Raw genomic sequence first — 25,751 nt, 5'->3', positions numbered from 1 at the left:
AGCATGATGTTGACGAGGTTCTTGCCGATGTCGTGGACGTCGCCCTTGACGGTGCCCATCAGGAACGTGCCGACCGTCTCGACGCCGGTGTCGGCCAGCAGCGGCCGCAGCACCTCCATCGCCCCGGCCATCGCACGGCCGGCGACGAGCATCTCAGGGACGAAGAAGTCCCCGCGCTCGAACCGCGCCCCGACCTCCTCCAGCGACGGGATCAGCGCGTCGAAGAGCAGCGTCTGCGGCTCCATGCCCTGGCCCAGCGCCTCGTGCGTGAGCTCGAGGACCCGGGGCCCGTTGCCCACCAGCGTCTCGTCGTACAGACCGCGCAGGATCTCCTCCGGTGTCATGCCACACCCTCCTCGGGGGTACGTCGCCGGAGCAGCGCCGTCAGCTGCTCCGCCTGGTCGGTCAGCAGTCGGCCGAGCGGTGCGAGCCGCTCCACCAGCCGCGGAGTGGGGCCAGAGATGCCCAGCGCGGCGATCACCTCGCCGCGGGCGTTGCGCACCGGCGCCGCGATGCCGGTCAGCCCGAGCTCCAGCTCGTCGACCGTGGTCGCCCAGCCGCGACGGCGTACCTCGGCCAGCTCGCGCCGCAGCGCCGGCAGGCTCACCAGCGTCCGGTCGGTGAGCCCGGGCAGCTCTCCGGTGGGCAGCGGCAAGGCGTCGAAGGCGTAGAGCACCTTGCCCAGCGACGAGGCGTGCGGGGGCACCTCGACCTGAGTCCAGTCGCGGGTGCCGAGCAGGAACCGGGAGTCCACCTGGGCCACGTGCACCACCCGCTCGCCGCGGGGCATGCCGAGGTTCACCGTCTCCCCGGTCTCCGCGCCGACCCGCTCCAGGACCGGTCGGGCCAGCCGGCCCACCTCCTCGAACGGGTCGTGTCGGGTGGCGTAGCGCCAGAACAGCGGGCCCGCCACGTAGGAGCCGGCCTCGTTGCGCTCCAGCAGCTCGGTGCGCTCCAGGGCGGTGAGCAGCCGCGAGGTGGTGGAGCGCGGCAGCCCGCACTCGTCGGCGATCTCCGCGAACGCCAGCGGGGCCGGGGCGAGCACGACCGTGGACACCAGCAGCGCGGCGCGGTCGACCGCCTGGGTGCCGCTCGCCGTCCCGTGGTCGCCCATTCGCGAGCTCCCGCCTCCTTGACCCGTGGTGGTGGTGGTTCCATGATGTGGAACACCGATTCCACATGATGGGGCCAGGCCGCCACGAGGGTCAAGGAGATCGCATGTTCCGCAACCGGATGCCTCGCTACGACATCCTCTCGGAGGAGGCGATGGCCACGCTCGACCGCGGCTGGCGCCGGCTGATGAGCGAGATCGGCGTGGAGTTCATGGACCAGCGTGCGCTGGACCTCTTCGCCGCGGCCGGCCAGCGGGTGGAGGACCACACCGTCTTCCTGGACCCCGACTTCGTGCTGGAGCAGGTGGCCAAGGCGCCGCGAGAGTTCGACGTGCAGGCGCGCAACCCGGAGCACTCGATCCACATCGGCGGCGACGCGATGGCCTTCGGCGCGGTGTACGGCCCGCCGTTCGTGCGGGAGGGCGCCGTACGCCGGGACGCGACCATGGACGACTTCCGCAACTTCACCCGCCTGGCCCAGTCGTTCGCGGCGCTGGACTCCGCGGGCGGGGTGATCTGCGAGCCCAACGACGCACCGCTGGACAGCCGTCACCTCGACATGGTCTACGCGCTGCAGACGCTGACCGACAAGGTCTACATGGGCAACGTGGTGTCCGGGGTCAACGCCGCGGACACGATCAGGATGACCGAGATCCTGTTCGGCTCGCGGGAGGCGATCGAGCAGACGCCGGCCACCATCTCGCTCATCAACTGCAACTCGCCGCTGCGCTGGGACGACCGGATGCTCGAGGCCCAGTTCGAGTACTCCTCGGCCAACCAGGCGGTGGTCCTCACGCCCTTCCTGCTGATGGGTGCGATGTCGCCGGTGACCGTGCCGGCCGCGCTGGTCCAGCAGATCACCGAGGCGCTCTCGGGGATCGCGCTCTCGCAGCTGATCCGGCCGGGGTCGCCGGTGGTGTTCGGCTCGTTCCTGTCCAACATCGACATGCAGTCCGGGTCCCCCACCTTCGGGACCCCCGAGTCCGGCGTCGGGCTGCTCTGCACGGGTCAGATCGCCCGCCACTTCGGGCTGCCCTTCCGCACCGGCGGGGGGCTGACCTCCTCCCAGGTCCCCGACGCCCAGGCCGGCTACGAGGCCCTGATGACGATGCTGCCGACGTTCCTGGCCGGGGCGAACTGGGTGATGCACTCCGCGGGCTGGCTCGAGGGTGGCCTGGTGGCGGGCTACGAGAAGTTCATCGTCGACGTGGAGATCCTCCAGATGCTCCAGCACGAGTTCACCCCGCTGGAGATCGACGAGGACTCGCTGGCCTTCGGAGCCCACGAGGAGGTGGGCCACGGCGGGCACTTCCTCGGCGCGATGCACACCATGGAGCGGTTCCGCACCTGCTTCTACCGGCCGATGCTGTCCTCCTCGGAGAACTACGAGCGCTGGATGCGCGGCGGCGGGCAGGACACCGCGGCCCGCGCCGAGCGGATCTGGCGGGAGCGGCTGGAGACCTTCGAGCCACCGCCGCTGGACGACGCCGTCCGCGAGGAGCTCGAGGAGTACGTCGTCCGCCGCCGCGCCGAGCTCGGGGACTGACCGCTCCCATGCACTAACGTCGCGTCATGAGCAACGGCGGTGCGGAGGGCGGAACGGGCTCCCCGGGCGGCGTGCAGTCGGTGGATCGCGCGCTGTCGATCCTGGAGCTGCTGGCCCGCTCGGGAGAGGCGGGCGTGACCGAGCTCGCCGACGCGCTCGGCGTGCACAAGTCCACCGCGTTCCGGCTGATGGCGACCCTGGAGGGCCACGGGCTGGTCGAGCAGACCGAGGAGCGCGGCAAGTACCGGCTCGGGGTCGGCCTGCTCCGCCTGGCCGGGGCGACCACCGCCCGGCTCGACGTCGTGCAGGAGGCGCGGCCGGTGTGCCGCAAGCTTGCCGCCGACACCGGGGAGACGGTCAACGTCGCCGTGCTGGCCGACCGGGCGGCGCTCTACCTGGACCAGGTGGCCGGCTCCTCCGCGCTGCAGCCGCACAACTGGGTGGGCCAGCACATCCCGCTGCACGCCACCTCCAACGGCAAGGTCCTGCTGGCCGGGCTCGACGCCGAGCGGCTCGACGACCTGCTCGGCTCGCTCCCGGCGTACACCGACATGACCATCACCCGGAAGGGCCAGCTCCGCAAGGAGCTCGCCCGGGTGCGCGAGCAGGGGTACGCCGTTGCCGTGGACGAGCTGGAGGTCGGGCTCACCGCGGTGGCCGCCCCGGTCCGCAACGCCCATGGCGACGTGCTCGCCACGATGAGCGTGTCGGGCCCCACCTTCCGGCTGGGACCCGAGCGGGTCCAGGAGGTGGTGGTCCTGCTCCGGGCCGCGGCCGCCGAGGTCTCCCACCGCCTCGGCTGGGGCCAGCGCTGACCCCGGGACGGCAGGGGTAGGAAAGGCTTGCCTGACCGGCCACATGAACAGTTGGTGAACACCGCTACCCTGATTTGGCAAAGGGTCGGAGAACCCTCATCGTGAGAGCGTGACTGCCGCGCTGTTCATCCTGCTGTGCGTGATCGGCACCGCACTTCTCTTCGACTTCACCAACGGCTTCCATGACACCGCCAACGCGGTCGCCTCCTCGATCGCCACCGGAGCCCTGGCACCCAAGGCCGCGGTCGCGCTGGCCGCGGTCATGAACCTGATCGGTGCGTTCTTGTCCGTGGCCGTGGCGCTGACCATCACCAACTCGGTGGTCAAGCTGCAGAACGACGACGGGACGCCGAAGTCGGAGCTGATGGCCGACAACGGCCAGGCCCTGCTGCTGATCATCCTCGCGGGTCTGGTCGGCGCGATCCTCTGGAACATGTTCACCTGGCTGCTCGGGCTCCCCTCGAGCTCCTCGCACGCCCTGTTCGGCGGGATCATCGGGGCGACGATCGCGGCGCTCGGCGGGCACGGCGTGAAGTGGGTCGGGGACGGCAGCAAGATCGACGGGGTGGTCGGCAAGATCATCATGCCGGCGCTGCTGTCGCCGCTGATCGCCGGCTTCGTGGCGACCGTGGGCACCTGGGTGGTGTTCAAGATCGTCGGCGGGATCAGCGCGCGCCGGTCCAAGTCCGGGTTCCGGTGGGGCCAGATCGGCGGCGCCTCGCTCGTCTCCCTGGCCCACGGCACCAACGACGCGCAGAAGACCATGGGCGTGATCACTCTGGCGCTGATCGCCTACGGGTCGTGGACGCAGACCGACGCCATCCCGTTCTGGGTCAAGGTCGTCTGCGCCTTCGCGATCGCCGCCGGCACCTACCTGGGCGGCTGGCGGATCATCCGCACGCTGAGCAAGGGCCTGGTGGAGATCTCCGCACCGCAGGGCATGTCGGCCGACGGGGCGACCGCGTCGGTGATCCTGTCCTCCACCCACCTGGGCTTCGCCCTGTCCACCACCCAGGTGGCCAGCGGCTCGATCCTGGGCAGCGGCGTCGGCCGGCCCGGCGCGCACGTGCGCTGGGGCGTCTTCGGTCGGATGGCGATGGCGTGGGCCACCACGCTGCCGGCAGCCGGCATGGTCGGCGCGCTGATGTGGTTCATCGGCGACCGCCTGGGCGGGTACGTCGGAGCGGGTGTGATCATGGCCCTGCTCGCCGCCGGGGCCGCCTCCATGTACGTCCAGTCCCGCCACCACCAGGTGGACCAGCACAACGTCGACGAGATCTGGGAGGGCGGGCAGAAGGTCCGCAAGGCGCCCTCCCGGGTCGCGTGAGAGGAGCCCAGGCGATGGACACGGTACGACTGGTGTTCGACGCGGCCGGCCGGGTGCTGTGGGCCGGGCTGCTGCTGGGGGCGGGCCTCCCGGTGGTCTTCGCCCTGGGGGTCCGCATGCTCGCCGGAGCCGAGGACACCGTGGGTCCCGACGGGACCGTGGTGAGCCACCGCCCCTCCGCGGTGCGCAGGGCCGTGGCGTGGCTCTGCTTCGCCTTGGTGGTCTTCGCGGTGGTGGTCGGGCTCCTGGTCATCATCGGCGCGGGCACGGGCAAGGTCGTCAGCTTCGAGCACGGCTGGCCCACGCTGGTGCCGAAGTCCTGAACACGAGAGAGGGATCCCGATGAGCCGCGCCGCGGCGCTGGACAGGGTGCTGGGCTGGGTGCGCGCGGCCTACCCCGACGGCGTACCCCCGGAGGACCACGCCGCCCTGCTGCGCGTGCTCGACGAGCACCTCTCCGGTGACCAGCTCGCTGCGGTCGCGACCCTGCTCGGGTCCAGACCGGCGCCGACCGCACCTGAGGACGTCGCGCGGGTGGCCGCCCGCCTGGTCGCTGCCGGGTGGCCGCTGGCCGACCCGGTGGGGGAGGTCCCCGGTGAGGACGGCACCGTCCTCCAGCGGGCGCTGGGCGGCGTGGTGGCCTGGCTGCGGGCCGGCTACCCCGAGGGGGTGCCGGACCGGGACTACATCCCGCTGGTCGCGATCCTGGAGCGGCGGCTGACCAAGCGCGAGGTCAAGGCGATCACCAGGGAGCTGAAGGCCAACGGGCTGCTCTCCCCGGACCAGTCCGACATCGAGGACGCGATCGCCCACCAGATCAACGAGCCGCCCACGCAGGAGGACATCGCCCGGGTCACCGAGCACCTGCGCAAGAAGGGCTGGCCGGTCGAGTTCGACTGACCCACCGGACCGGGGCGACCGCCCGCGTGCCAAGGTCACCGGTGCGTCACGGTGCCGGGCGACACCTTGACGAGTGGCCTGGGTCACAGTGATGCTCAGCCCTGGAAGCGTTGCGGGTGGGGCACCGAGTTGCGTGGTGCGCAACACCTCGGTGGTGACGCCTCCGGGAAGGGATCAGGTGGCCGAGCTCTACGTGGACGGGCGCTGGGTCCCGGCGCGCGCCGGGGGCCGCCGGGAGATCCGCTGCCCCGCCGACGGGTCCCTGGTCGCCGAGGTCGACGAGGCCGCGGCCGCCGACACGCTGGCCGCGATCGGCGCCGCGCGGCGGGCCTTCGACGAAGGGCCGTGGCCCGGCACTCCCGCCGCGGACCGGGGCGACCTCCTGCTGGCGGTCGCCGACCTGCTGCCGCGCGACCGCGCCGACCTGGCCCGCATGGAGTCCCTGGACACCGGGAAGCGGCTGGTCGAGAGCGAGTACGACATCGACGACGTCACCTCGGTCTTCCGCTACTACGGGAGGCTGGTCCGCGACGACCACGAGCGCCGGATCGACGCCGGGCGCGACGACGTGTCCGCGCGGGTGGTCCACGAGCCGGTCGGGGTGTGCGCCCTGATCACTCCCTGGAACTACCCGCTCCTGCAGGTGTCCTGGAAGGTCGCCCCCTGCCTGGCCGCGGGCAACACCTTCGTGCTCAAGCCCAGCGAGCTCACCCCGCACACCGCGATCCACCTGATGCGGCTCCTGGAGGAGGCGGGACTGCCCCCCGGCGTGGGCAACCTGGTGCTCGGCGCGGGGCCCGACGCCGGGGCACCGCTGTCCACCGACCCGCGGGTGGACCTGGTCTCCTTCACCGGCGGGATATCCACCGGCAAGCACCTGATGGTCGCAGCGGCGGGCACCGTGAAGCGTGTCGCGCTCGAGCTCGGCGGGAAGAACCCCAACATCGTCTTCGCCGACGCCGACCGGGACGCCGCCCTGGACATGGCGCTGACCGCGGTCTTCCTCCACTCCGGCCAGGTCTGCTCCGCCGGCGCACGGCTGCTCGTCGAGGAGTCCATGCACGACGGGTTCGTGGCCGACCTGGTCGCCCGTGCCCGGGCGATCCGCCTGGGCGGACCGTTCGACGCTGCGGCGCAGACCGGCGCGCTGATCTCCGAGCAGCACCTGGCCAAGGTCACGGCGTACGTCGAGAACGCCGTCGCCGAGGGAGCCACGCTGCGGGTCGGCGGCGAGCGGGTGGTGTCCGGCGGGACCGGGGACACCGACCTCTCGCGCGGGTGGTTCTTCGCGCCGACCGTCCTCGACGACTGCGACGCCTCGATGCGCTGTGTGCAGGAGGAGTCGTTCGGGCCGGTGCTCACCGTGGAGACCTTCACCGACGAGGACGAGGCGGTCCGGCTCGCGAACGACACGGTCTACGGCCTCGCCGGGGCCGTGTGGACCAGCGACGACGCGCGTGCCGACCGGGTCGCCGCGCGGCTGCGGATGGGCACGGTGTGGATCAACGACTACCACCCCTACGTCGCCCAGGCGGAGTGGGGCGGCTACAAGCAGTCCGGGATCGGCCGTGAGCTCGGCCTCGCCGGGCTGGAGGAGTACCGCGAGACCAAGCACATCTGGCGCAACCTCGCGCCGGCTCCCCAGGGATGGTTCGCATGAGCAGACGGGCGGACAGCTACGACTGGGTGATCGTGGGGGGAGGGTCCGCCGGGAGCGCGCTGGCCAACCGGCTCTCCTCCGACCCGGGCACGAGCGTGCTGGTCCTGGAGGCGGGACGCAGCGACTTCCGGATCGACCCCTTCATCCACATGCCCGCGGCGCTTCCCTTCCCGATCGGCAACCGGCTCTACGACTGGAAGTACGAGACCGAGCCCGAGCCCGCCATGAACGGCCGCCGCATCTACCACGCCCGCGGCAAGGTGCTGGGCGGCTCCTCCTCGATCAACGGGATGATCTTCCAGCGCGGCAACCCGATGGACTACGAGCGGTGGGCCGCCGACCCGGGGATGGAGCACTGGGACTACCTGCACTGCCTGCCCTACTTCAAGCGGATGGAGTCGCTCTTCCTCGCCGACGGGCGGCGGGGCGCGGACACCTGGCGCGGCGGCAGCGGACCCCTGGTGCTGGAGCGGGGCCCCGCCCGCAACCCGCTCTTCGGGGCGTTCTTCGAGGCCGCCCAGCAGGCCGGCTACCCGCTCACCGACGACGTCAACGGGTACCGGCAGGAGGGCTTCGCGCCCTTCGACCGCAACATCTCCCAGGGGCGGCGGCTCTCGGCCGCGCGGGCCTACCTGCACCCGGTGATGGACCGACCCAACCTGAGGGTCGAGACGCTGGCGCACGTCACCGCGGTGAACTTCCAGGGCTCACGCGCCGTCGGCGTGGACTACCTGCGCGGCGGACGGCTGCCGCGCAGCGTGCGGGCCGGCGAGGTCGTCCTGTGCGGGGGCGCGATCAACACCCCGCAGCTGCTCCAGCTCTCGGGGGTCGGGAACCCCGCCCACCTCGAGCCGCTCGGCGTACGCATGGTGCACGAGCTCCCCGGCGTCGGTGAGAACCTGCAGGACCACCTCGAGGTCTACATCCAGTACGCCTCCACCCAGCCGGTCTCCATCGCTCCGGGGCTGAAGTGGCGCAAGCGACCGCGGATCGGCTACGACTGGCTGGTCCACCGGTCCGGCCTCGGCGCCACCAACCACTTCGAGGGCGGCGGCTTCTGCCGCAGCAACGACGAGGTCGGCTGGCCGAACCTGATGTTCCACTTCCTGCCGGTGGCGATCCGCTACGACGGCAGCTCGCCCACCGAGGGGCACGGCTACCAGGTGCACGTCGGCCCGATGTACGCCGACACCCGCGGCTGGGTGCGGATCGCCAGCACCGACCCGCGCCGCCACCCGCGGATGCTGTTCAACTACCTCTCGACCGAGAACGACCGACGGGAGTGGGTGGAGGCGGTCCGGGTGTCCCGGGCGATCCTCACCCAACCGGCGTTCGCCCCCTTCAACGGCGGCGAGCTCTCGCCGGGGCCGTCGGTGGAGACCGACGAGGAGATCCTGGACTGGGTGCGCGCCGACGCCGAGACCGCGCTGCACCCCAGCTGCACCGCCAAGATGGGCACCGGCCCGGACGACGTCACCGACCCGACGTCGATGAAGGTGCACGGGCTCGAGGGGCTGCGGGTCGTCGACGCCAGCGTGTTCCCCTACGTCACCAACGGCAACATCTACGCCCCGGTGATGATGGTCGCCGAGAAGGCCGCCGACCTGCTCCTGGGCAACACGCCCCTTCCCGCGTCGCAGGTGCCCTACTACCGCCACGGTGCCGGGCTGCCGCTCTACCCGCCCGGCGACCCCCGCAACAGCAAGGAGCAGCCATGAGCGTCGACGGCAAGGCCGAGCTGAGCCCGCAGCCGAACAAGGACGCCGCGCTGTCGGTGCGGGCGCTGTGGAAGATCTTCGGCCCCAAGGCGGACAAGATCATCGGCACCCCCGACGCCGACCTCTCGAGGGCCGAGCTGAAGGCCAAGACCGGCTGCGTCGTCGGGGTCAAGGACGTCTCCTTCGACGTCGCGCCGGGCGAGGTCTTCGTGGTGATGGGCCTCTCGGGGTCGGGCAAGTCCACCCTGGTGCGCCTGCTGACCAGGCTCATCGAGCCCACCCAGGGCGAGGTGCTGATCAACGGACAGGACATCTCCGCGGCGTCGGAGAGCCAGCTGCGCGAGCTGCGTCGGCACCACGTCTCGATGGTCTTCCAGCACTTCGGCCTGCTCCCGCACCGGCGGGTCGTGGACAACGTCGGGTACGGCCTGGAGATCCGCGGGGTCGGCAAGCGCGAGCGCCGGGCCACGGCGTTCCGGGTGACCGAGCTGGTGGGACTGGCCGGCTACGAGAACTCCTACCCCGACCAGCTCTCCGGCGGCATGCAGCAACGGGTCGGACTGGCCCGCGCGCTGGCCAGCGACCCCGAGCTGCTGCTCTTCGACGAGCCGTTCTCGGCGCTGGACCCGCTGATCCGCCGGGACATGCAGAACGAGGTCATCCGGCTCCACCACGAGCTCGGCAAGACGATGGTCTTCATCACCCACGACCTGGCCGAGGCCCTGAAGCTGGGCGACCGGATCCTGATCATGCGGGACGGCGAGATCATTCAGGTGGGCCGCCCGGACCAGGTCGTCGGGGCCCCGGCCGACGACTACGTGCGCGACTTCGTCTCCGATGTGCCGAAGTCCCACGTGCTCACCCTGCGCTGGGTGATGCGCCCCTACGAGGGGCAGCAGGTCGACGGTCCGGTGCTCCAGGCCGAGCAGGTGGTCCGTGACGCCGCCCGGGCCGTGCTGGAGAACCAGGGGCCGGTGCGTGTCGCCGACGGCGACCAGATCGTCGGCGTGGTCGACGACGAGGACATCCTGCGGGTCGTCGTGGCCGAGGAGGCCTGAGATGGCTACCGCCACCCTGGAGCGCCCGGTCGAGCCCGGTGCTCCGCCCCCCGTGCCCGAGGAGCCCCGCCGGGTGCCGCGCTGGGCACTGGGCCTGGCCGTCCTGGCCGGCTGGATCGTCATGTGGAGCTTCACCAAGGGTGAGAACACCATGCCGGTCGGCGGCCTGGACCAGACGCCGTTCCACGAGAGGCTCGCCGACCTCGGCAGCCACCTGAGCGGAAGCGCGTTCACCCAGGCGATCGCCGACTTCATCAACGCGATCGTCGACTGGCTGCACGGGTTGATCGCGGCGCCCGTCCCGCCACGGCCGGCGCCGACGATCGGCTGGCTCGGCGTGGTGGCCATCGTGACCTGGATCGGGTACGCCGTCGCGAACTGGCGGATCGCCCTGCTGATCCTGGTGTCCTTCCTGTCCTTCGGAGTCTTCGGCTACTGGGAGGACTCGATGGACCTGCTCATCGTCACGCTGGTGTCGGTGAGCTTCGCGGTCCTCATCGGCTTCCCGATGGCGGTCTGGATCGCGCTCAGCCCCCGGGCCGCGCGCGTGCTGACCCTGCTCCTGGACCTGCTGCAGACGATGCCGACGTTCGTCTACCTGATCTTCGTGGTCGTCCTGTTCGGCGTCGGCGCGGCGACCGCGGTCATCTGCACCCTCGCCTACGCGCTTCCGCCGATCGTGCGGATCTCCGGCTTCGGCATCCGTGACGTCTCCCCGGTCGCCATCGAGGCGACCGACTCGCTCGGGCAGACGACCTGGCAGCGCCTGACCAAGGTGCAGATCCCGATGGCGCGCAAGACGATCATCCTCGGGCTGAACCAGACGATCCTGGCCGCGCTGTCCATGGCGATCATCGCGTCGTACATCAACGGTCCCGGCCTCGGGAAGCCGGTGCTCCAGGCGCTGACCCAGAACGACTTCGGCGGCGGCCTGGTGCCCGGCCTGCTGATCGTGCTGATGGGGATCATGCTCGACCGCACCACCACGGCGGCCAGTGAGCGCTCCGAGAGGGTGGCCCGCGGGGGCGGGGAGAACCCCCACACGCGTCGGCTGGTGCTGGGGGGTCTGCTGGTCCCGGTCGCTTTCTGCGTGTGGTACTCCCGCTACTCCCTGGACGCCGCCATCTTCCCCGAGACCGAGTGGGGGCGCACGGTGGCGGACAAGGCGGACGCCTGGATGGAGTCCTTCGTCTCAGCCGTCGACTCCGGCGCGGGTGCCTTCAAGGACTTCGTCACCTACAGCCTGCTCAACCCGATGCAGGAGCTGCTGGCCAACTCGCCCTGGTGGCTGAGCTTCCTCGGCCTGTTCCTGCTCGCGCTCGTGATCGGCGGCCGGAAGGCGCTGCTCCCGTCGGCGCTGTGCCTGACCGGCCTGTACTTCCTGGACCTGTGGCACGACACCATGATCGTGCTCAACATGACACTGGTGGCGACCCTGCTGGTGATGGTGCTCGCCCTGGTGTTCGGCGTCTGGATGGCGCGCAGCAGGGCTGCCGACATCGCGATCAGACCCGTCCTCGACGCGGGGCAGACCATCCCGGCGTTCGTCTACCTGATCCCGGTGCTCGCCCTGTTCGGCTCCACCCGGTTCACCGCCATCGTGGCGGGCATCATCTACGCCGCACCCGCGGCGATCAAGCTGGTGGCCGACGGCGTACGAGGCGTCTCGCCGGGGACCGTCGAGGCCGGCCGCTCCACCGGCTCCACGAAGCTCCAGGAGATCACCAAGGTCCAGCTCCCGATGGCCAAGGGGTCGATCGTGCTCGCCACCAACCAGGGCCTGCTCTACGTGCTGTCGATGGTCGTGATCGGCGGCCTCGTCGGCGCCCAGGCGCTCGGGTACGACGTGGTGCTCGGGCTGGCGCACTCGGAGTACTGGGGCAAGGGGCTCGCCGCAGGGCTGTCGATCGTGCTGCTGGGCATCTGGATCGACCGGGTCGCCCGGGCGGCGGCCGAGCGGGCCGGCGGCGTCTCCGAGGCCGCGCAGCGCAGCCTCCAGCTGACCGGCTGGCGGCGGGTGGTCTTCCGGGGGGGCTGGTGACCAGCTGCTCCGCGGAGTTCAGGACACGGGTCGCACAGGCGACGCGACAACAAGGAGGAACCAAGTGCGGTATCTGAAGAACCGGGGCGTGCGCGTCGGCGCGGTCGCCTCCATCGCCGTGCTCGCCCTGGCGGCCTGTGGGGGCGGCTCGGTGAGCGAGGCCGAGCAGGCCAACGAGTCCAAGGCCGCTGCGGCGGGGGGCGAGTGCGGCGAGTTCAACATCATCGTCAACCCCTGGGTCGGCTACACCGCCGACGCCTACGTGGTCGGCAACGTCGCCGCCGAGCAGCTGGGCTGCACGGTGAACTACGTCGACCTCAAGGAGGGCGGCCCGTCGTACGCGGCCCTGGGCAGCGGTGACGGGGACGTGATCCTCGAGGAGTGGTCGCACCAGGCCGAGCTCCAGCAGGCCGAGTCCGACGGCAGCGCCGTCGACCTGGGCTCGCCGGGGAACGTGGGCATCATCGGGTGGTACGTCCCCGGCTGGCTGGCCGAGGAGCACCCCGACGTGCTCGACTACCAGAACCTCAACAAGTACGCCTCGGACTTCAAGACCTCCGAGTCCGGCGACCAGGGCCAGTTCCTGGGCTCCGACCCGACGTACACCCAGTACGACGAGGCGATCATCAAGAACCTCGGCCTGGACTTCAAGGTGGTCTTCTCCGGCGGTGAGACCGCCACGGTGGAGGCCTTCGAGAAGGCCCAGAAGAACAAGGAGTGGCTGATCGGCTACTTCTGGGAGCCGCAGTGGGTGCACGCCGAGGTGCCGCTGGAGCGCGTCAAGCTGCCTCCGTACACCCCCGGCTGCGACCAGGACAAGGCCAAGGTCGCCTGCGACTACGCCGAGACCGAGCTGAAGAAGGTCGGCCGCACGGAGTTCATGGACTCCGGCTCGACCGCGGCCACCCTGGTGAAGAACTTCAACTGGACCAACGACGACCAGAACCTGGTCGCCAAGTACATCACCGCGGACAAGATGTCGCCCGAGGACGCCGCCGCCAAGTGGGTCTCGGAGAACCAGGACAAGGTGGACGCCTGGCTCGCCGGCTGACCCGGGCCGACCCGTCACAAATGGCAGCGTGGAGCGCGCCATTTGTGACGGGTCGTCGCGCCATTTGTGACGGGTCGGCGGGCAAACTGCGACGGGTCGGCGGGTGGACCTTGACAGGTCCGACGGCGCCCGTTGATCCTTGCGGTGTTCCACATCACGCAACGTGTTGCGCCATATGCAACTGGAAGGACTCCCATGGCAGACGTCCCGGCCTCCGCCCGCGTGGTCGTCATCGGCGCCGGCATCGTCGGCAACAGCCTGGTCTGGCACCTGGCCAACCTCGGCTGGCGCGACATCGTCCAGCTCGACAAGGGCCCGCTGCCGAACCCCGGCGGCTCCACCGGCCACGCGTCGAACTTCATCTTCCCGGTCGACCACTCCCGTGAGATGACGGACCTGACCTTCGACTCGGTCAGGCAGTACCAGGAGATGGGCGTCTTCACCCGGTCCGGCGGCATCGAGGTCGCCCGCACCGAGGAGCGGATGGAGGAGCTGCGCCGGCGGATGTCCTCGGCGAAGGCCTGGGGCATCGAGGCCCGCCTGGTCACCCCCGAGGAGATCCAGGAGATGGTGCCCTTCCTGGAGAAGGACGTGGTCCTCGGCGGCTTCTACACCCCCGGCGTGGGCGTGGTCGACTCGCTCCGGGCCGGCACCATCATGCGCGAGCGAGCCATGGAGCTGGGCGCGCTCACCGTCGTACCGAACGCCGAGGTGCTCGGCCTCGACGTCGAGGAGGGTCGCATCGCGCGGGTGCGGACCGACAAGGGCGACATCGACACCGAGTACGTCGTGATCGCGTGCGGCGTGTGGAGCCCGAAGCTGGCAGCGATGGCCGGTGCGCACATCCCGCTCACGCCGGCGGTGCACCAGATGATCTCCGTCGGCCCCTGCCCCCAGCTGGCCGAGAGGGAGGGGGAGATCTCCTTCCCGATCGTGCGGGACATGGACACCTTCTGCTACGAGCGGCAGCACGGCGCCGACATGGAGGTCGGCTCCTACGCCCACCGGCCGATCCTGCACGACCCCGAGGAGATCCCGAGCATCGAGCAGGCCAGGCTCTCCCCGACCGAGATGCCCTTCACCGAGGAGGACTTCGACCCCCAGCTGGAGCAGGCCTTCGAGCTGATGCCCGACCTGCTCGGGGCCGAGGGCGCCGAGATCCGCTACGCCATCAACGGCCTGCTCTCGCTGACCCCCGACGGGTTCCCGATCCTCGGCGAGACCCCCGAGGTGCGCAACCTGTGGTCGGCCGCGGCGATCTGGATCAAGGAGGGGCCGGGCACCGGCCGGGCGGTCGCCGAGCAGATGACCTACGGCCACTCCGAGGTCGACATCTCCCACTCCGACATCGCTCGCTTCTACCCCCACCAGCGCACGCGCGCGCACGTGCGGGCCCGGACCAGCGAGGCGTTCAACAAGACCTACGGGATCGTCCACCCCGGCGAGCAGTACGAGTCCGACCGCCCGCAGCGGGTCGCCCCCATGTACGCCTCGGAGCAGGAGCTGGGCGCGGTGTTCTTCGAGGCGGCCGGCTGGGAGCGCCCGTTCTGGTACGAGTCCAACGCGCCGCTGCTGGAGAAGTACGGCGACGCCGCGATGCCCCGCGAGCACGAGTGGGACGCCCGCTGGTGGTCGCCGATCATCAACGCCGAGCACCTCCAGATGCGCGAGACCGCAGGGATCGTGGACCTCTCGGCCTTCGTCGTCCTGGACGTGACGGGGCCCGGCGCGCTCGACGTCGTCCAGCGGGCGTGCGTCGCCCAGTGCGACGTCCCCGTCGGGCGGGTCGTCTACACCCCGGTGCTCGACGCCAAGGGCGGCTTCGTCTCCGACCTGACCGTGATGCGGCTGGGCCACGAGCACTTCCGGGTGGTCACCGGCGGCGCCCACGGCATGGTCGACAAGAAGTGGTTCACCCAGATCGCCCGCGAGAACGGCCGGGCCACCGTGGCCGACCTGACCTCGGGGTACACCACCATCGGGATCTGGGGTCCCCGCGCCCGCGACGTCGTCGCCTCGCTCACCCGGGCCGACGTCTCGCACGAGGGTTTCCCCTTCGGCACCTGCCGCGAGATCGAGCTGGACTCCCTGATGGTGCTCGCGTCGCGGATCTCCTACGTGGGCGAGCTGGGCTGGGAGCTGTACGTGCCCATCGAGCAGGGTGCCCGCCTGTGGGACATGCTGCACACCGCGGGCAGGGAGCACGGCGCCGTCCCGGTCGGCATCGGCGTCTACGGCACCACCGGCCGCATCGAGAAGGGCTACCGCGCCTTCGGCACCGAGCTGGACGCGGAGCGGTCGATCGTGGAGGCGGGGATGCAGCGGCCCAAGGTGAAGGCCCCCGACTTCATCGGCAAGGAGGCCTACCTCGCACAGCGTGCCGAGGCGCCGAAGGCGGTCCTGTGCACGATGACCGTCGACGACCACACCTCGGCCTCGGGCGTGAAGCGCTACATGCTCGGCGGCGAGCCGATCCTCACCCGCGACGGCGGCCAGCTCACCGACGGCCACGGGCACCACCCGTACGTCACCAGCGCCGGCTCCGCGCCCAGCCTGGGCAAGCACGTGCTGATGGCCTACCTCCCGCCGGAGCAGGCGACGCTGGGCAACGGGCTCGCGGTCTCCTACATGGAGGAGCTGTACCCCGTCACCGTGGCCTCCGTCGACGCCACCCCGCTGTTCGACCCGGAGAACGAGCGGGTCCGCGGATGAGCGTGACCAACGTCCTGGTCTGCATCAAGCGGGTGCCCGACACCTCGGGGGAGGTGCTGCTCACCGAGGACGGTCAGGCGGTCGACGGGAGGTACGTCGGGTTCACCACCAGCGCCCACGAGAGCTGTGCCATCGAGATCGCGGTACAGGTCGCGGCCGCCACCGGCGGTGAGGCCACCGTGCTCACCCTCGGCGCGGCCGAGGCGGCCGAGCAGCTGCGTGCGGCCCTCTCCCTCGGGTGCACGGCCGCCACGCACGTGGAGGCCGACGCCACCGGCTTCGGGCCCGCGGACGTGGCGCGGGAGATCGCCGCGGTGGTGCGGGCGCACGAGGCGGAGGGCCGCCGGCACGACCTGGTCCTGCTCGGGAACGACGCGGCCGACAGCGGCGACTTCCAGGTGGGGGTGCGCCTCGCCTACGAGCTGGGCCGCCCGGTCGTGGCGGGCATCGCCACCGTCGAGGTCGCCGAGGGGGTCGCCGTCGCACGCGGGGAGGGCCCCACCGGGCAGGAGACCTTCCGGCTGCCCCTGCCGGCCGTGGTCACGGTCCTCGAGGGCGGCGTGGAGCCGCGCTACCCGACGGTCTCCGGGCGGATGAAGGCCAAGAAGGTCGCGATCGAGCAGCGCCCGCCCACCGGCGCGCCGGCCGGCCCGAAGCGGGTGCGGCTCACCGTGCCGCCGCCCGTCCCGAGCCAGGTGCAGGTCCTCGGCGAGGGACCGGAGACGGCCGGCGCGGTGTGCGACCTCTTCGAGAGCCTGGGGGTGACCCGGTGATCCTGGTCTGGGTGGAGACCGACTCGGAGGAGTCGACCGAGGTGTCCCTGGAGGCGGTCACCTTCGCCCGGTCGCTGTCCGCGGCCGGGGGAGGGGTCCCGGTCGACGCGGTCGTGGTCGGCGACCTTCCGGCCGGCCTCGGCGACCAGCTCGCGGCGTACGGCGTGCGCGACGTGCACGTGGCCACGGGCGAGGCGTTCTCGGCGTACTCCGCCGCCGCATCCGCCGCCGCGGTGCAGGCGGCCCAGCAGGCGACGGGCGCGGTGGTGGTGATGGCGGGCGGCACCAACCGCGGCTGCGAGGTGCTCGCCCACGTCGCCGCCCGGGCCGGGGTGGCGATGGCCGCCAACGTGGTCGGCTTCGAGGGTCTGGCGCCGTTCGTGGTGACCCGGCAGGTGGTCGGCGGCGCCGTGCTGGAGCAGATGCTGCTCGACGAGCGGCCCGCCGTCTTCGCCGTCGCCGGGCACGCGGTCGAGGCGGTGCCTGCCGAGACCGCCGGCCCCGGCACCCTGCGGCCCTTCGCGCCGGAGATCGCCCCCGCCGACCTGGTGACCCGGGTGGTCGCCACCGACGAGCGCCCGGCCGGCGAGGGCGGCACCCTGAAGTCGGCCCGCGTCGTCGTCGGCGCCGGCCGGGGCGCCGGGGGGCCGGACGGCTTCGCGGGGGTGCTGGAGCTCGCCGAGCTCCTCGACGGCTCGCTGGGCGTCTCCCGGGTGGTCACATCGCTGGGCTGGCGCCCCCACCACGAGCAGGTGGGCCAGACCGGGACCCGGATCTCCCCGGAGCTCTACATCCCCTGCGGCATCAGCGGGGCGATCCAGCACTGGGCCGGCTGCGCGTCCTCCAAGGTGATCCTGGCGATCAACACCGACGCGGAGGCGCCGATGGTCACCAAGGCGACGTACGCCGTCATCGGCGACATGCACGAGGTGGTGCCCGCGATCAACGAGGAGCTCCGCCGCCGGCGCCCCTGACCGGGCTTGCGGACGCGCCTACCCTGACCTCAGGGGGTGCGATGCCACGAGGCCTCAGGGGACGGACCGTCGCCGCCGCGCTGGCGCTGGTGGCGACGTCGGGCTGCACCGGCGGCAGCGACGCCAGCCCCGGGGTCCAGCCCACACCCTCCGCCTCCTCGAGCGGGAGCCCGGCCACGCCCGACCCGTGGCCGGGGACGACCGCCGTACCCGGTGACCCGGCCCACGCCGTGTCGCCCCCCGGGCCGTTGCGCGACCCGCTCCTGCCTGCCGACCTGCTCGTCTACAGCCAGCAGCCGCTGTCGCCGCGGACGGTCGCCCGGGTCGCCCGGCTGCCCGGTGTCGGCGCGACCGAGCAGCTGTCGCTGGCCCAGGTCGGCATCGAGAACCGGGTGATCACGGTGGCCGCGGTCGACCCCGCGACGTACCGCCGCTTCACCCCCGTCACCAGCGCTCGGCTGCGTCCGGTGTGGACGCGGGTGGCCGAGGGCGAGGTCGCGATCACCCCGTGGCTGGGGCGCCGGCTCGCGGATCCCGGCGGGGTGCTGCGTCTGGGCAACGACAGCGACGCGCCCGGGGTGCACGTCGGTGCGCTCGCCCCGCAGATCCCCCGGGTCGACGCGGTGGTCAACGAGCGGTGGGGCGAGGACCTCGGGATGAGGATGGGCAACGCGTTGCTGGTCTCCACCGGTCGGCTGGTCGCCCCGCAGCGGGTGCGGCCGGCGATCGAGCGGATCGTGGGCGACCAGGCGTCGGTCCAGATCCTCGGCCCGGACCTCGACACCTCGGTGCGGCAGACGGCCTTCCTCACCGGAGGCTCGGTCGCGCAGAGCGTCGGCACCTTCTCCTACGTCGTCCTCGACCACGGCCGGATCGCCCCGGACCCCGCCTGGGTCGCGGCCAACATCCGGACCGAGGAGGTCCCGATCCTGGGCCGCGTGACCTGCCACCGGGTCATGCTGCCCCAGCTGCGCGCGGCCCTGACCGAGGTGGTGATGGACGGGCTGGCCGGCGCGATCCACCCCGACGAGTACGCCGGCTGCTACTACCCGCGCTACATCGCCGGAACCACCCAGCTCAGCCTGCACTCCTTCGGCATCGCCCTGGACCTCAACGTGCCGGGCAACCGCCGGGGGACGGTCGGGGAGATCGACCGCCGCGTCGTGGCGATCTTCAAGAAGTGGGGCTTCGCCTGGGGCGGCGACTGGGCCTGGACGGACCCGATGCACTTCGAGATGAACGCCCTGGTCCAGCCTCGCTGAGGCTGTCGTTTGGACCCAATCGACAGAAATCCCGGCCGAATACCTGTCGTTTGGGTCCAATCGGCAGAGGAGCCCCGACCGAGCTGCCCAGGGTCGACCCCTACGATCGCAGGCATGCGCGCAGTCCAGGTGGTCACCACGTCCGGGCCCGACGGGGTCGAGATCCGCGAGGTCGCCGAGCCCACTCCCGGGCCGGACGACGTGCTCGTGGAGGTCCACGCGGTGGGGGTGGCCTTCCCCGACCTGCTGCTGAGCAAGGGTCTCTACCAGCTGCGCCCCGAGCCCCCCTTCACGCTCGGAGCGGACTTCTCCGGCCTGGTGGTCTCGGCGGGCTCGTCGGGCCTCGCCCCGGGCCAGCGGGTGGCCGGGGTGGTCCCCCACGGGGCGGCGGCCGAGCGGATCTGCGTGCCAGGCTCGTTCGTGCTCCCGCTCCCCGGCAGGCTGTCCTTCGAGGAGGGCGCGGCGCTGCCGATGAACTACCTCACCGCGCAGTTCGCGCTGAAGGAGCGCGGGGGGATCCGCCCCGGGGAGACGGTCCTGGTCCACGGGGCCGCGGGCGGCGTCGGGACGGCGACCATCCAGGTGGCCAAGGGGTACGGCGCCCGCACGATCGCGGTCGTGTCCACCGAGCAGAAGGCGCTGGTGGCCCGCGCGGCCGGCGCCGACGAGACCGTCCTCCTCGAGGGCTTCCGCGACGCCGTCGTCGCGCTGACCGGCGGCACGGGCGTCGACCTGGTGATGGACCCGGTCGGGGGCGAGGCCTTCACCGACTCGCTGCGGGTGCTCGCGCCGCAGGGCCGGCTGCTGGTCGTCGGGTTCGCCGCGGGGCAGGGCATCCCTGAGGTCAAGGTGAACCGGCTGCTGCTCACCAACGTCGACGTGCGCGGCGTGGGCTGGGGCGCCTATGCCATGGTCCGGCCGGGCTACCTGCACCAGCAGTGGGCCGAGCTGCTGCCGATGATCGAGTCCGGGGTGGTCAAGCCGCCGATCGGCGCGACGTACCCGCTCGAGGAGTTCACCCGCGCCCTGGCCGACCTGGACGGTCGCCGGGCCGTCGGGAAGCTGGTGGTCCGGGTCAGCGGCTAGCCCGGGGCCCGCCATTCGTGCCGGGTCGCGTGCCATCTGTGCCGGGTCGTCCGCAATTTGTGCCGGGTCGGCGAAAGATTTGCACCGCGCGGGGCGGAAAGAGGTCGGTCACCGGGGCTAGGCTCTCCCCTCGTGAGCATTCTCGACGACGCGCGGGCGGGCATGGACCTCGCCATCCGACCCCAAGACGACCTCTTCGGGCACGTCAACGGCACCTGGCTGGCCCAGACGGAGATCCCCGCCGACCGCTCCAGCTGGGGCCCGTTCCTCGAGCTGACCGAGGTGGCCGAGCAGCAGGTCCACGCGATCATCGAGGATCTCACCGAGCGGGCCCGGGTCGGCGAGGAGGGCCTCGGTGAGGAGGCCGCGAAGATCGCCGCGCTCTACGCCTCGTTCATGAACGAGGAGACGATCGCCGCCCGTGGCCTCGCGCCGCTCACGCCGTACCTCACCGCGATCGAGGGCCTGCGTGACGTGGCCGACCTCGCGGCCTTCCTCGGCGAGTTCGAGCGGAACGGCGGGGTGGGGCTGTTCGGCTCCTACGTCAACACCGACGCCCGCAACTCCGACCGCTACCTGGTGCACCTGGTCCAGGGTGGGCTGGGCCTGCCGGACGAGAGCTACTACCGCGAGGACAAGTTCGCGGAGGTCCGCGAGAAGTACGTCGCCTACCTCACCCGGATGCTCTCCCTCGCAGGCCGCGAGGGAGCGGCGGCCGAGGCCGCCCGGATCCTCGAGATCGACACCCTGCTCGCCAAGGGTCACTGGGAGCGGGCGGAGACCCGCGACGTGCAGAAGACCTACAACCTGATGACCCGCGCGGAGCTCGGCGAGCTGGCGCCCGGCTTCGCCTGGGACGCCTACGCCACCAACATCGGCGGCGACGGGCAGACGCTGGCCGAGACCATCGTCATGCAGCCGTCCTTCTTCGCCCACCTGTGCGTGGTCCTGGAGGAGGTGTCGGTCGAGGACTGGAAGGTGTGGCTGGTCTCCCGCGTGCTGCGGTCGCTCGCGCCCTACCTCACCGACGACTTCGTGGAGACCAACTTCGACTTCTACGGCCGGACCCTGAGCGGGACCCCCGAGCTGCGCGCCCGCTGGAAGCGGGGGGTGTCCTTCGTGGAGGGGGCCATCGGCGAGGCGGTCGGCAAGGAGTACGTCGCCCGGCACTTCCCGCCCACCTCGAAGGCGCTCATGGACGACCTGGTCGCGAACCTGCTGCGCGCCTACCGCGAGTCCATCGCGGCCCTGGGCTGGATGGGTGAGGAGACCAAGCAGCGCGCCTACGAGAAGCTCGACACGTTCCGGCCCAAGATCGGCTACCCCGACCGGTTCCGCGACTACTCCACCCTGCAGGTCGTCCCCGACGACCTCGTCGCCAACGTCGCGGCCGCCTCGCACTTCGAGACCGCGCGCCAGCTGGCGAAGATCGGCGCGCCGGTCGACCGGGACGAGTGGTTCATGCTGCCGCAGACCGTCAACGCCTACTACAACCCCGGGACCAACGAGATCTGCTTCCCCGCCGGGATCCTGCAGAGGCCGTTCTTCTCCCCCGACGCGCACGCCGCGGAGAACTACGGGGGCATCGGCGCGGTGATCGGGCACGAGATCGGCCACGGCTTCGACGACCAGGGCGCTCAGTACGACGGCGCCGGCAACCTGCACGACTGGTGGACGCCGGAGGACAAGGCGGCCTTCGAGGTGAAGTCCAAGGCGTTGATCGCGCAGTACGACGCGTTCGAGCCGCGCGCCCTTCCCGGCGAGCACGTCAACGGTGCCCTGACCGTCGGGGAGAACATCGGCGACCTCGGCGGGCTGACCATCGCGCACAAGGCCTACGCCATCTTCCGAGGGGGAGAGGTGACGCCCGAGGAGAGCCGGACGCTGTTCTTGAACTGGGCCTTCTGCTGGCGCACCAAGCGGCGCAAGGAGCAGGAGCTGCAGTACCTGACCATCGACCCGCACTCCCCGCCGGAGTTCCGCGCCAACATCGTGCGCAACCTCGACGAGTTCCACGCCGCCTTCGACACCCAGGAGGGTGACGGGCTCTGGCTGGACCCGGCCCTACGGGTGCGGATCTGGTGAGCTCCGCCCCCGCGGCGGGCGCTCGGTCCGAGCACCGCCAGGCCGCCTACCGGGTGCGGCTGGACTGGGGGCCGACCGGCGCGCAGGCCACGGCGCAGGGAGCAGCGCTGGCGGTGGTCGTCGACATCCTCTCCTTCACCACCGCGGTCACGGTCGGCGTCGAGCGTGGGCTCGAGGTGCTGCCCTACCCGTGGCGCGACCCGTCCGCGGCGGCGTACGCCGCGCAGCACGCCGCCGTGCTGGCCGTCGGCCGGCACGAGGCGCGCCGGAGTGGGGGCGTCAGCCTCTCCCCGGCGCGGCTGCGTACGGCGGTGGGGGTGCGACGCGTGGTGCTGCCGTCGCCGAACGGGTCGGCGATCAGCGCGGCACTGGCCGGGACCGGAGCCACCGTGGTGGCCGCCTCCCTGCGCAACCGCGGCGCCGTGGCGCGCTGGCTGGCCCCCCGTCTCCTCGGCTCGGACTCGCTCGTGGTGGTCGCGGCGGGTGAGCGGTGGCCCGACGGCTCGCTGCGTCCTGCGGTCGAGGACCTCTGGGGTGCGGGGGCGGTGCTGGCCGCTGTCGCGGACCTCGGGGTCACCGGTCTCAGCCCGGAGGCGCGGGTCGCCGAGCAGGCCTTCCGAGCGGTGCGACTGACGCTGGCCGAGGAGCTGGCGGCCTGCGCCGGCGGCCGGGAGCTGATCGCGGACGGGTTCCCCGAGGACGTCTCCACCGCAGCCCGGACCGATGTGACCGGCGTGGTGCCGGTGCTGGGGGAGGAGGGGTTCCGGGCGGCTCCGCGGTCAGAGGGCGGCGAGCTCGACGGCGGACAGGTGTCCCAGCCCGAGGGTGTCCAGCGTCCGCGCGGCCTCGGCGCGGAAGTCTCGGGCCAGGACGACTGAGGCGATCGCGACGACCGAGTCCATCACCGGTGTCGGGATCCCGAGCCGACCGGCCAGGTCGGTGAGGAAGACCAGCGAGTAGCCCACGTCCTCGGTGAGGTAGCGGTTGTCCAGCTGCTTCTGGGCGCCGATCCCGAGGAAGCCCGGGGCGGTCGAGTAGCCGGTGGAGTAGTTCTCCTCCACCATGTAGCCCTGCCGTACGCCGAGGGCCGGCTCGGAGAGCACCCGGACCCCCAGCGCCGCGGCGATCGCGAGACGCTCGCGGTCCACGGCCTCGATCAGCCGGCCCACCCCCTCGGTGACACCCTCCTCGTAGAACAGGAAGCCGCCGTGGGTCCGCTCGATCAGTCCCGCGTTGAGCAGGGTGACCGCGGGGTGGATCACCGGGTTGCCGTTCTGCAGCGTCGTCTGCATCACGCTCCCGGCCGCCTCCATGCCCGGGTACACCCCTGCGACCAGGTCGAGCAGCCGGGCCGTCCCGCTGCGGGGCAGGCCGGCCAGCGAGATGCCCGCGGTGAGCTTGAGGAACACCTTGATCGTTCCCGGGTGGGTCACCCGCACGGCGTACGGCAGCGTGCTGGTCTCACCCACGGTGATCGACTCGTCGGCGAGGTCGAGGCCCGAAGCCTGCTTGAAGGCGATCGCGCCGGCGCACGAGGAGGGGCACACCAGGACCGCCGAGCCGGGCGCCAGGTGGCCGCGCGCGGCGGCGGCGAGCGGCTCGGTGGCGTACGCCGGGCCGACGACCACGACCAGCTCCGCGTCCGTGAGCGCCTCTCGGGCGTCGTGACCGGCGTAGCGGACCGGCGCGAACCCCTCCAGGTCGCCGCCGGCGTGGATCCCGCCCGCCTCGCTGACCGCGATGAGGTTGGCCTCGAACCCGGGGAGGTCGAAGAGCGCCACCTCGTGCTCGTGCTGGGCGAAGTCGAACGCCACTGCCAGACCGCCGTTGCCCGACCCCAGGACCGCCACCCGCATCGGCTGCTCCTTCCCCAGACGCCTTGCCCACACGCTAGACCCTGCCACCCACCGGCGGTGTCCCCACCCGCTGGTAGACAGGGCGGGTGACCAGCACCGACCAGGCCGCCGCCGTACGCCAGGAGGCCGAGGCGCACCTGCGCGCCCTGGTCGGTACGCCCGCGGCCGTGCTGCGGGAGGACCAGTGGGCCGCGATCGAGGCGCTGGCCGTCGAGCGGCGGCGGGCGCTGGTGGTGCAGCGCACCGGGTGGGGCAAGTCCGCGGTGTACTTCGTGGCCACCGCCCTCCTGCGGGCGCGGGGGGCCGGGCCCACGGTGATCGTCTCACCGCTGCTGGCGCTGATGCGCAACCAGATCGCGGCGGCCGAGCGTGCCGGGATCCGGGCGGTGACCCTCAACTCCGCCAACGTGGAGCAGTGGGAGGAGGTGCGGGGGGCGATCGCCGCCGGCGAGGTCGACGTGCTGCTGGTCTCGCCCGAGCGGCTCAACAACCCGGGCTTCCGCGACGAGGTGCTGCCCCGGCTCGCGGCCACCACCGGCCTGCTCGTCATCGACGAGGCGCACTGCATCTCCGACTGGGGCCACGACTTCCGTCCCGACTACCGCCGGCTGCGCACGCTGCTGGGCGACCTACCGGCAGGGATCCCGGTGCTCGCCACGACAGCGACCGCCAACGCCCGGGTCACCGCGGACGTGGCCGAGCAGCTCGCCCCCGGCCCGGCCACCGGGGAGCCGGAGGTGCTGGTGCTGCGCGGCTCGCTCGACCGCGAGTCGCTGCGGCTGGGCGTGGTGAGGCTCCCGTCCGCGGCGCAGCGGCTGGCCTGGCTGGCCGACCACCTCGCCGAGCAGCCGGGCTCGGGCATCATCTACTGCCTGACGGTGGCCGCCACCGCGGAGGTCGCCGACTACCTGCGCTCCCGGGGACACGCAGTGGCGGCGTACTCCGGCCAGACCGACCCCGGCGAGCGGCTCGCCCTGGAGGAGGACCTCCTCGCCGGCCGGGTCAAGGCGCTGGTCGCGACCTCCGCCCTCGGCATGGGGTTCGACGCGTCACTCGGCTTCGTGGTCAACCTGGGTGCGCCCCCGTCGCCGGTGGCCTACTACCAGCAGGTCGGCCGGGCCGGCCGCGGCACGGACCGGGCCACCGCGGTGCTGCTGCCCCAGCCGGAGGACCGCGACATCTGGAGCTACTTCGCGTCCCTGGCCTTCCCGCCCGAGCCCCTGGTCCGCCAGACCCTGGCCGTCCTGGCTGGCGCCGACCGCCCGCTGAGCACCCCTGCGCTCGAGGCGCACGTGGAGCTGGGCCGCACCCGGCTCGAGACGATGCTGAAGGTGCTCGACGTCGACGGGGCGGTACGGCGTGTTGCCGGCGGCTGGGTCGCCACCGGCGTGCCGTGGCGCTACGACGCGGAGCGCTACCGACGGGTCGCGGAGGCCCGCGACCGGGAGCAGGCTGCCATGCTCGCCTACCTCGGCACCCCCCGCTGCCGGATGTGGTTCCTGCGCGACCAGCTCGACGACCCTGGAGCCGAGCCCTGCGGCCGGTGCGACACGTGCGGCGGGCTGAGCCTGCCGTTGGAGGTGACCGCGCCCGCCGTGGCGGCGGCCGAGGAGCGGCTGGCCCGGCCGGGTGTCGTCCTCGAGCCGCGGACGCTGTGGCCGACGGGGCTGGGGTCCCTGGGTGTGCCGTGGAGCGGGCGGATCCGCGAGCCTGGCGGGGAGGGCCGCGCCGTCGCCCGGCTCCCCGTCGACGTTCCCCCCCGCCTCGAGGAGCTC

The 25,751-nt window shown here is 72.0% G+C and carries 21 protein-coding genes; 18 read left to right on the top strand and 3 right to left on the bottom strand.

The window, feature by feature from the left end; translation table 11 throughout:
- Both PLP61_RS04740 and PLP61_RS04735 read right to left on the bottom strand, forming a co-directional pair.
- Positions 1–344 (bottom strand): B12-binding domain-containing protein (locus PLP61_RS04740; RefSeq protein ID WP_324500876.1); only part of this gene is annotated, 344 nt, incomplete at its 3' end.
- Positions 341–1,114 (bottom strand): IclR family transcriptional regulator, encoded by a 774-nt coding sequence (locus PLP61_RS04735; protein ID WP_324500873.1) that lies wholly within the window; start codon positions 1,112–1,114, stop codon positions 341–343. The genes PLP61_RS04740 and PLP61_RS04735, both read right to left, overlap by 4 nt.
- Before the next feature lie 104 nt (positions 1,115–1,218).
- On the opposite strand from PLP61_RS04735, the gene PLP61_RS04730 reads away from it, so the two are divergent.
- The 17 genes from PLP61_RS04730 to PLP61_RS04650 all read left to right on the top strand — a co-directional run bounded on the left by PLP61_RS04730 (position 1,219) and on the right by PLP61_RS04650 (position 22,998).
- Positions 1,219–2,658, top strand: a complete 1,440-nt coding sequence (locus PLP61_RS04730) for a trimethylamine methyltransferase family protein (RefSeq protein ID WP_324500871.1) — start codon at positions 1,219–1,221, stop codon at positions 2,656–2,658.
- A 26-nt stretch (positions 2,659–2,684) separates the two neighbouring features.
- On the top strand, positions 2,685–3,473 hold the full coding sequence (locus PLP61_RS04725) for an IclR family transcriptional regulator (RefSeq protein WP_324500869.1): 789 nt from the start codon (positions 2,685–2,687) through the stop codon (positions 3,471–3,473).
- Between the two features lie 109 nt (positions 3,474–3,582).
- A complete protein-coding gene (locus PLP61_RS04720) occupies positions 3,583–4,800 on the top strand; it encodes an inorganic phosphate transporter (RefSeq protein ID WP_324500867.1) in 1,218 nt (405 codons plus the stop codon).
- Positions 4,801–4,814: 14 nt separating this feature from the next.
- Positions 4,815–5,123: a hypothetical protein gene (locus tag PLP61_RS04715; protein WP_324500865.1), complete on the top strand. Its 309-nt coding sequence runs from the start codon at positions 4,815–4,817 to the stop codon at positions 5,121–5,123.
- Positions 5,124–5,142: 19 nt separating this feature from the next.
- The gene (locus PLP61_RS04710; RefSeq protein WP_324500863.1) at positions 5,143–5,700 is read left to right on the top strand and encodes a DUF3349 domain-containing protein; all 558 of its coding nucleotides are present in this window, start codon (positions 5,143–5,145) and stop codon (positions 5,698–5,700) included.
- A gap of 178 nt (positions 5,701–5,878) precedes the next feature.
- Positions 5,879–7,360 carry an aldehyde dehydrogenase family protein gene (locus PLP61_RS04705; RefSeq protein ID WP_324500861.1) on the top strand — a complete coding sequence of 494 codons (1,482 nt, stop codon included), beginning with the start codon at positions 5,879–5,881 and terminating at the stop codon, positions 7,358–7,360.
- A complete protein-coding gene (gene betA, locus PLP61_RS04700; RefSeq protein WP_324500859.1) occupies positions 7,357–9,078 on the top strand; it encodes a choline dehydrogenase in 1,722 nt (573 codons plus the stop codon). The genes PLP61_RS04705 and betA overlap by 4 nt, the downstream gene beginning before the upstream one ends.
- Positions 9,075–10,136, top strand: coding sequence for a quaternary amine ABC transporter ATP-binding protein (locus tag PLP61_RS04695; RefSeq protein ID WP_324500857.1), 1,062 nt, complete (start codon positions 9,075–9,077; stop codon positions 10,134–10,136). The genes betA and PLP61_RS04695 overlap by 4 nt, the downstream gene beginning before the upstream one ends.
- Position 10,137: 1 nt before the next feature.
- Positions 10,138–12,177 carry an ABC transporter permease gene (locus PLP61_RS04690; protein WP_324500855.1) on the top strand — a complete coding sequence of 680 codons (2,040 nt, stop codon included), beginning with the start codon at positions 10,138–10,140 and terminating at the stop codon, positions 12,175–12,177.
- Positions 12,178–12,241: 64 nt separating this feature from the next.
- Complete coding sequence (locus PLP61_RS04685) at positions 12,242–13,228, top strand: ABC transporter substrate-binding protein (RefSeq protein WP_324500853.1); 987 nt, start codon at positions 12,242–12,244, stop codon at positions 13,226–13,228.
- Positions 13,229–13,423: 195 nt separating this feature from the next.
- Positions 13,424–15,940 (top strand): GcvT family protein, encoded by a 2,517-nt coding sequence (locus PLP61_RS04680; protein ID WP_324500851.1) that lies wholly within the window; start codon positions 13,424–13,426, stop codon positions 15,938–15,940.
- Positions 15,937–16,713 carry an electron transfer flavoprotein subunit beta/FixA family protein gene (locus PLP61_RS04675; RefSeq protein ID WP_324500849.1) on the top strand — a complete coding sequence of 259 codons (777 nt, stop codon included), beginning with the start codon at positions 15,937–15,939 and terminating at the stop codon, positions 16,711–16,713. The genes PLP61_RS04680 and PLP61_RS04675 overlap by 4 nt, the downstream gene beginning before the upstream one ends.
- On the top strand, positions 16,710–17,687 hold the full coding sequence (locus PLP61_RS04670; RefSeq protein ID WP_324500847.1) for an electron transfer flavoprotein subunit alpha/FixB family protein: 978 nt from the start codon (positions 16,710–16,712) through the stop codon (positions 17,685–17,687). The genes PLP61_RS04675 and PLP61_RS04670 overlap by 4 nt, the downstream gene beginning before the upstream one ends.
- A 41-nt stretch (positions 17,688–17,728) precedes the next feature.
- Positions 17,729–18,949, top strand: coding sequence for a M15 family metallopeptidase (locus PLP61_RS04665; RefSeq protein WP_324500845.1), 1,221 nt, complete (start codon positions 17,729–17,731; stop codon positions 18,947–18,949).
- Between the two features lie 114 nt (positions 18,950–19,063).
- Positions 19,064–20,035, top strand: coding sequence for an NADPH:quinone oxidoreductase family protein (locus PLP61_RS04660; RefSeq protein WP_324500843.1), 972 nt, complete (start codon positions 19,064–19,066; stop codon positions 20,033–20,035).
- Positions 20,036–20,167: 132 nt separating this feature from the next.
- On the top strand, positions 20,168–22,120 hold the full coding sequence (locus PLP61_RS04655) for a M13 family metallopeptidase (RefSeq protein ID WP_324500841.1): 1,953 nt from the start codon (positions 20,168–20,170) through the stop codon (positions 22,118–22,120).
- Entirely contained in the window at positions 22,117–22,998 is an 882-nt protein-coding gene (locus PLP61_RS04650; protein ID WP_324500839.1) for a 2-phosphosulfolactate phosphatase, read from the top strand. Before PLP61_RS04655 ends, PLP61_RS04650 begins: the two co-directional genes overlap by 4 nt.
- Here PLP61_RS04650 and PLP61_RS04645 read toward each other — a convergent pair.
- Complete coding sequence (locus PLP61_RS04645) at positions 22,900–23,976, bottom strand: NAD/NADP octopine/nopaline dehydrogenase family protein (RefSeq protein WP_324500838.1); 1,077 nt, start codon at positions 23,974–23,976, stop codon at positions 22,900–22,902. The two genes, PLP61_RS04650 and PLP61_RS04645, sit on opposite strands and share 99 nt — an antisense overlap.
- Before the next feature lie 86 nt (positions 23,977–24,062).
- Here PLP61_RS04645 and PLP61_RS04640 point away from each other — a divergent pair.
- Positions 24,063–25,751: RecQ family ATP-dependent DNA helicase (locus tag PLP61_RS04640; RefSeq protein WP_324500836.1), on the top strand; the 1,689-nt coding region annotated here is incomplete at its 3' end.

This window comes from Nocardioides sp., from assembly GCF_035429765.1.
In the GTDB taxonomy this organism is placed as follows: domain Bacteria; phylum Actinomycetota; class Actinomycetes; order Propionibacteriales; family Nocardioidaceae; genus Nocardioides.
This window is presented reverse-complemented; position numbering and strand designations above follow the sequence as displayed.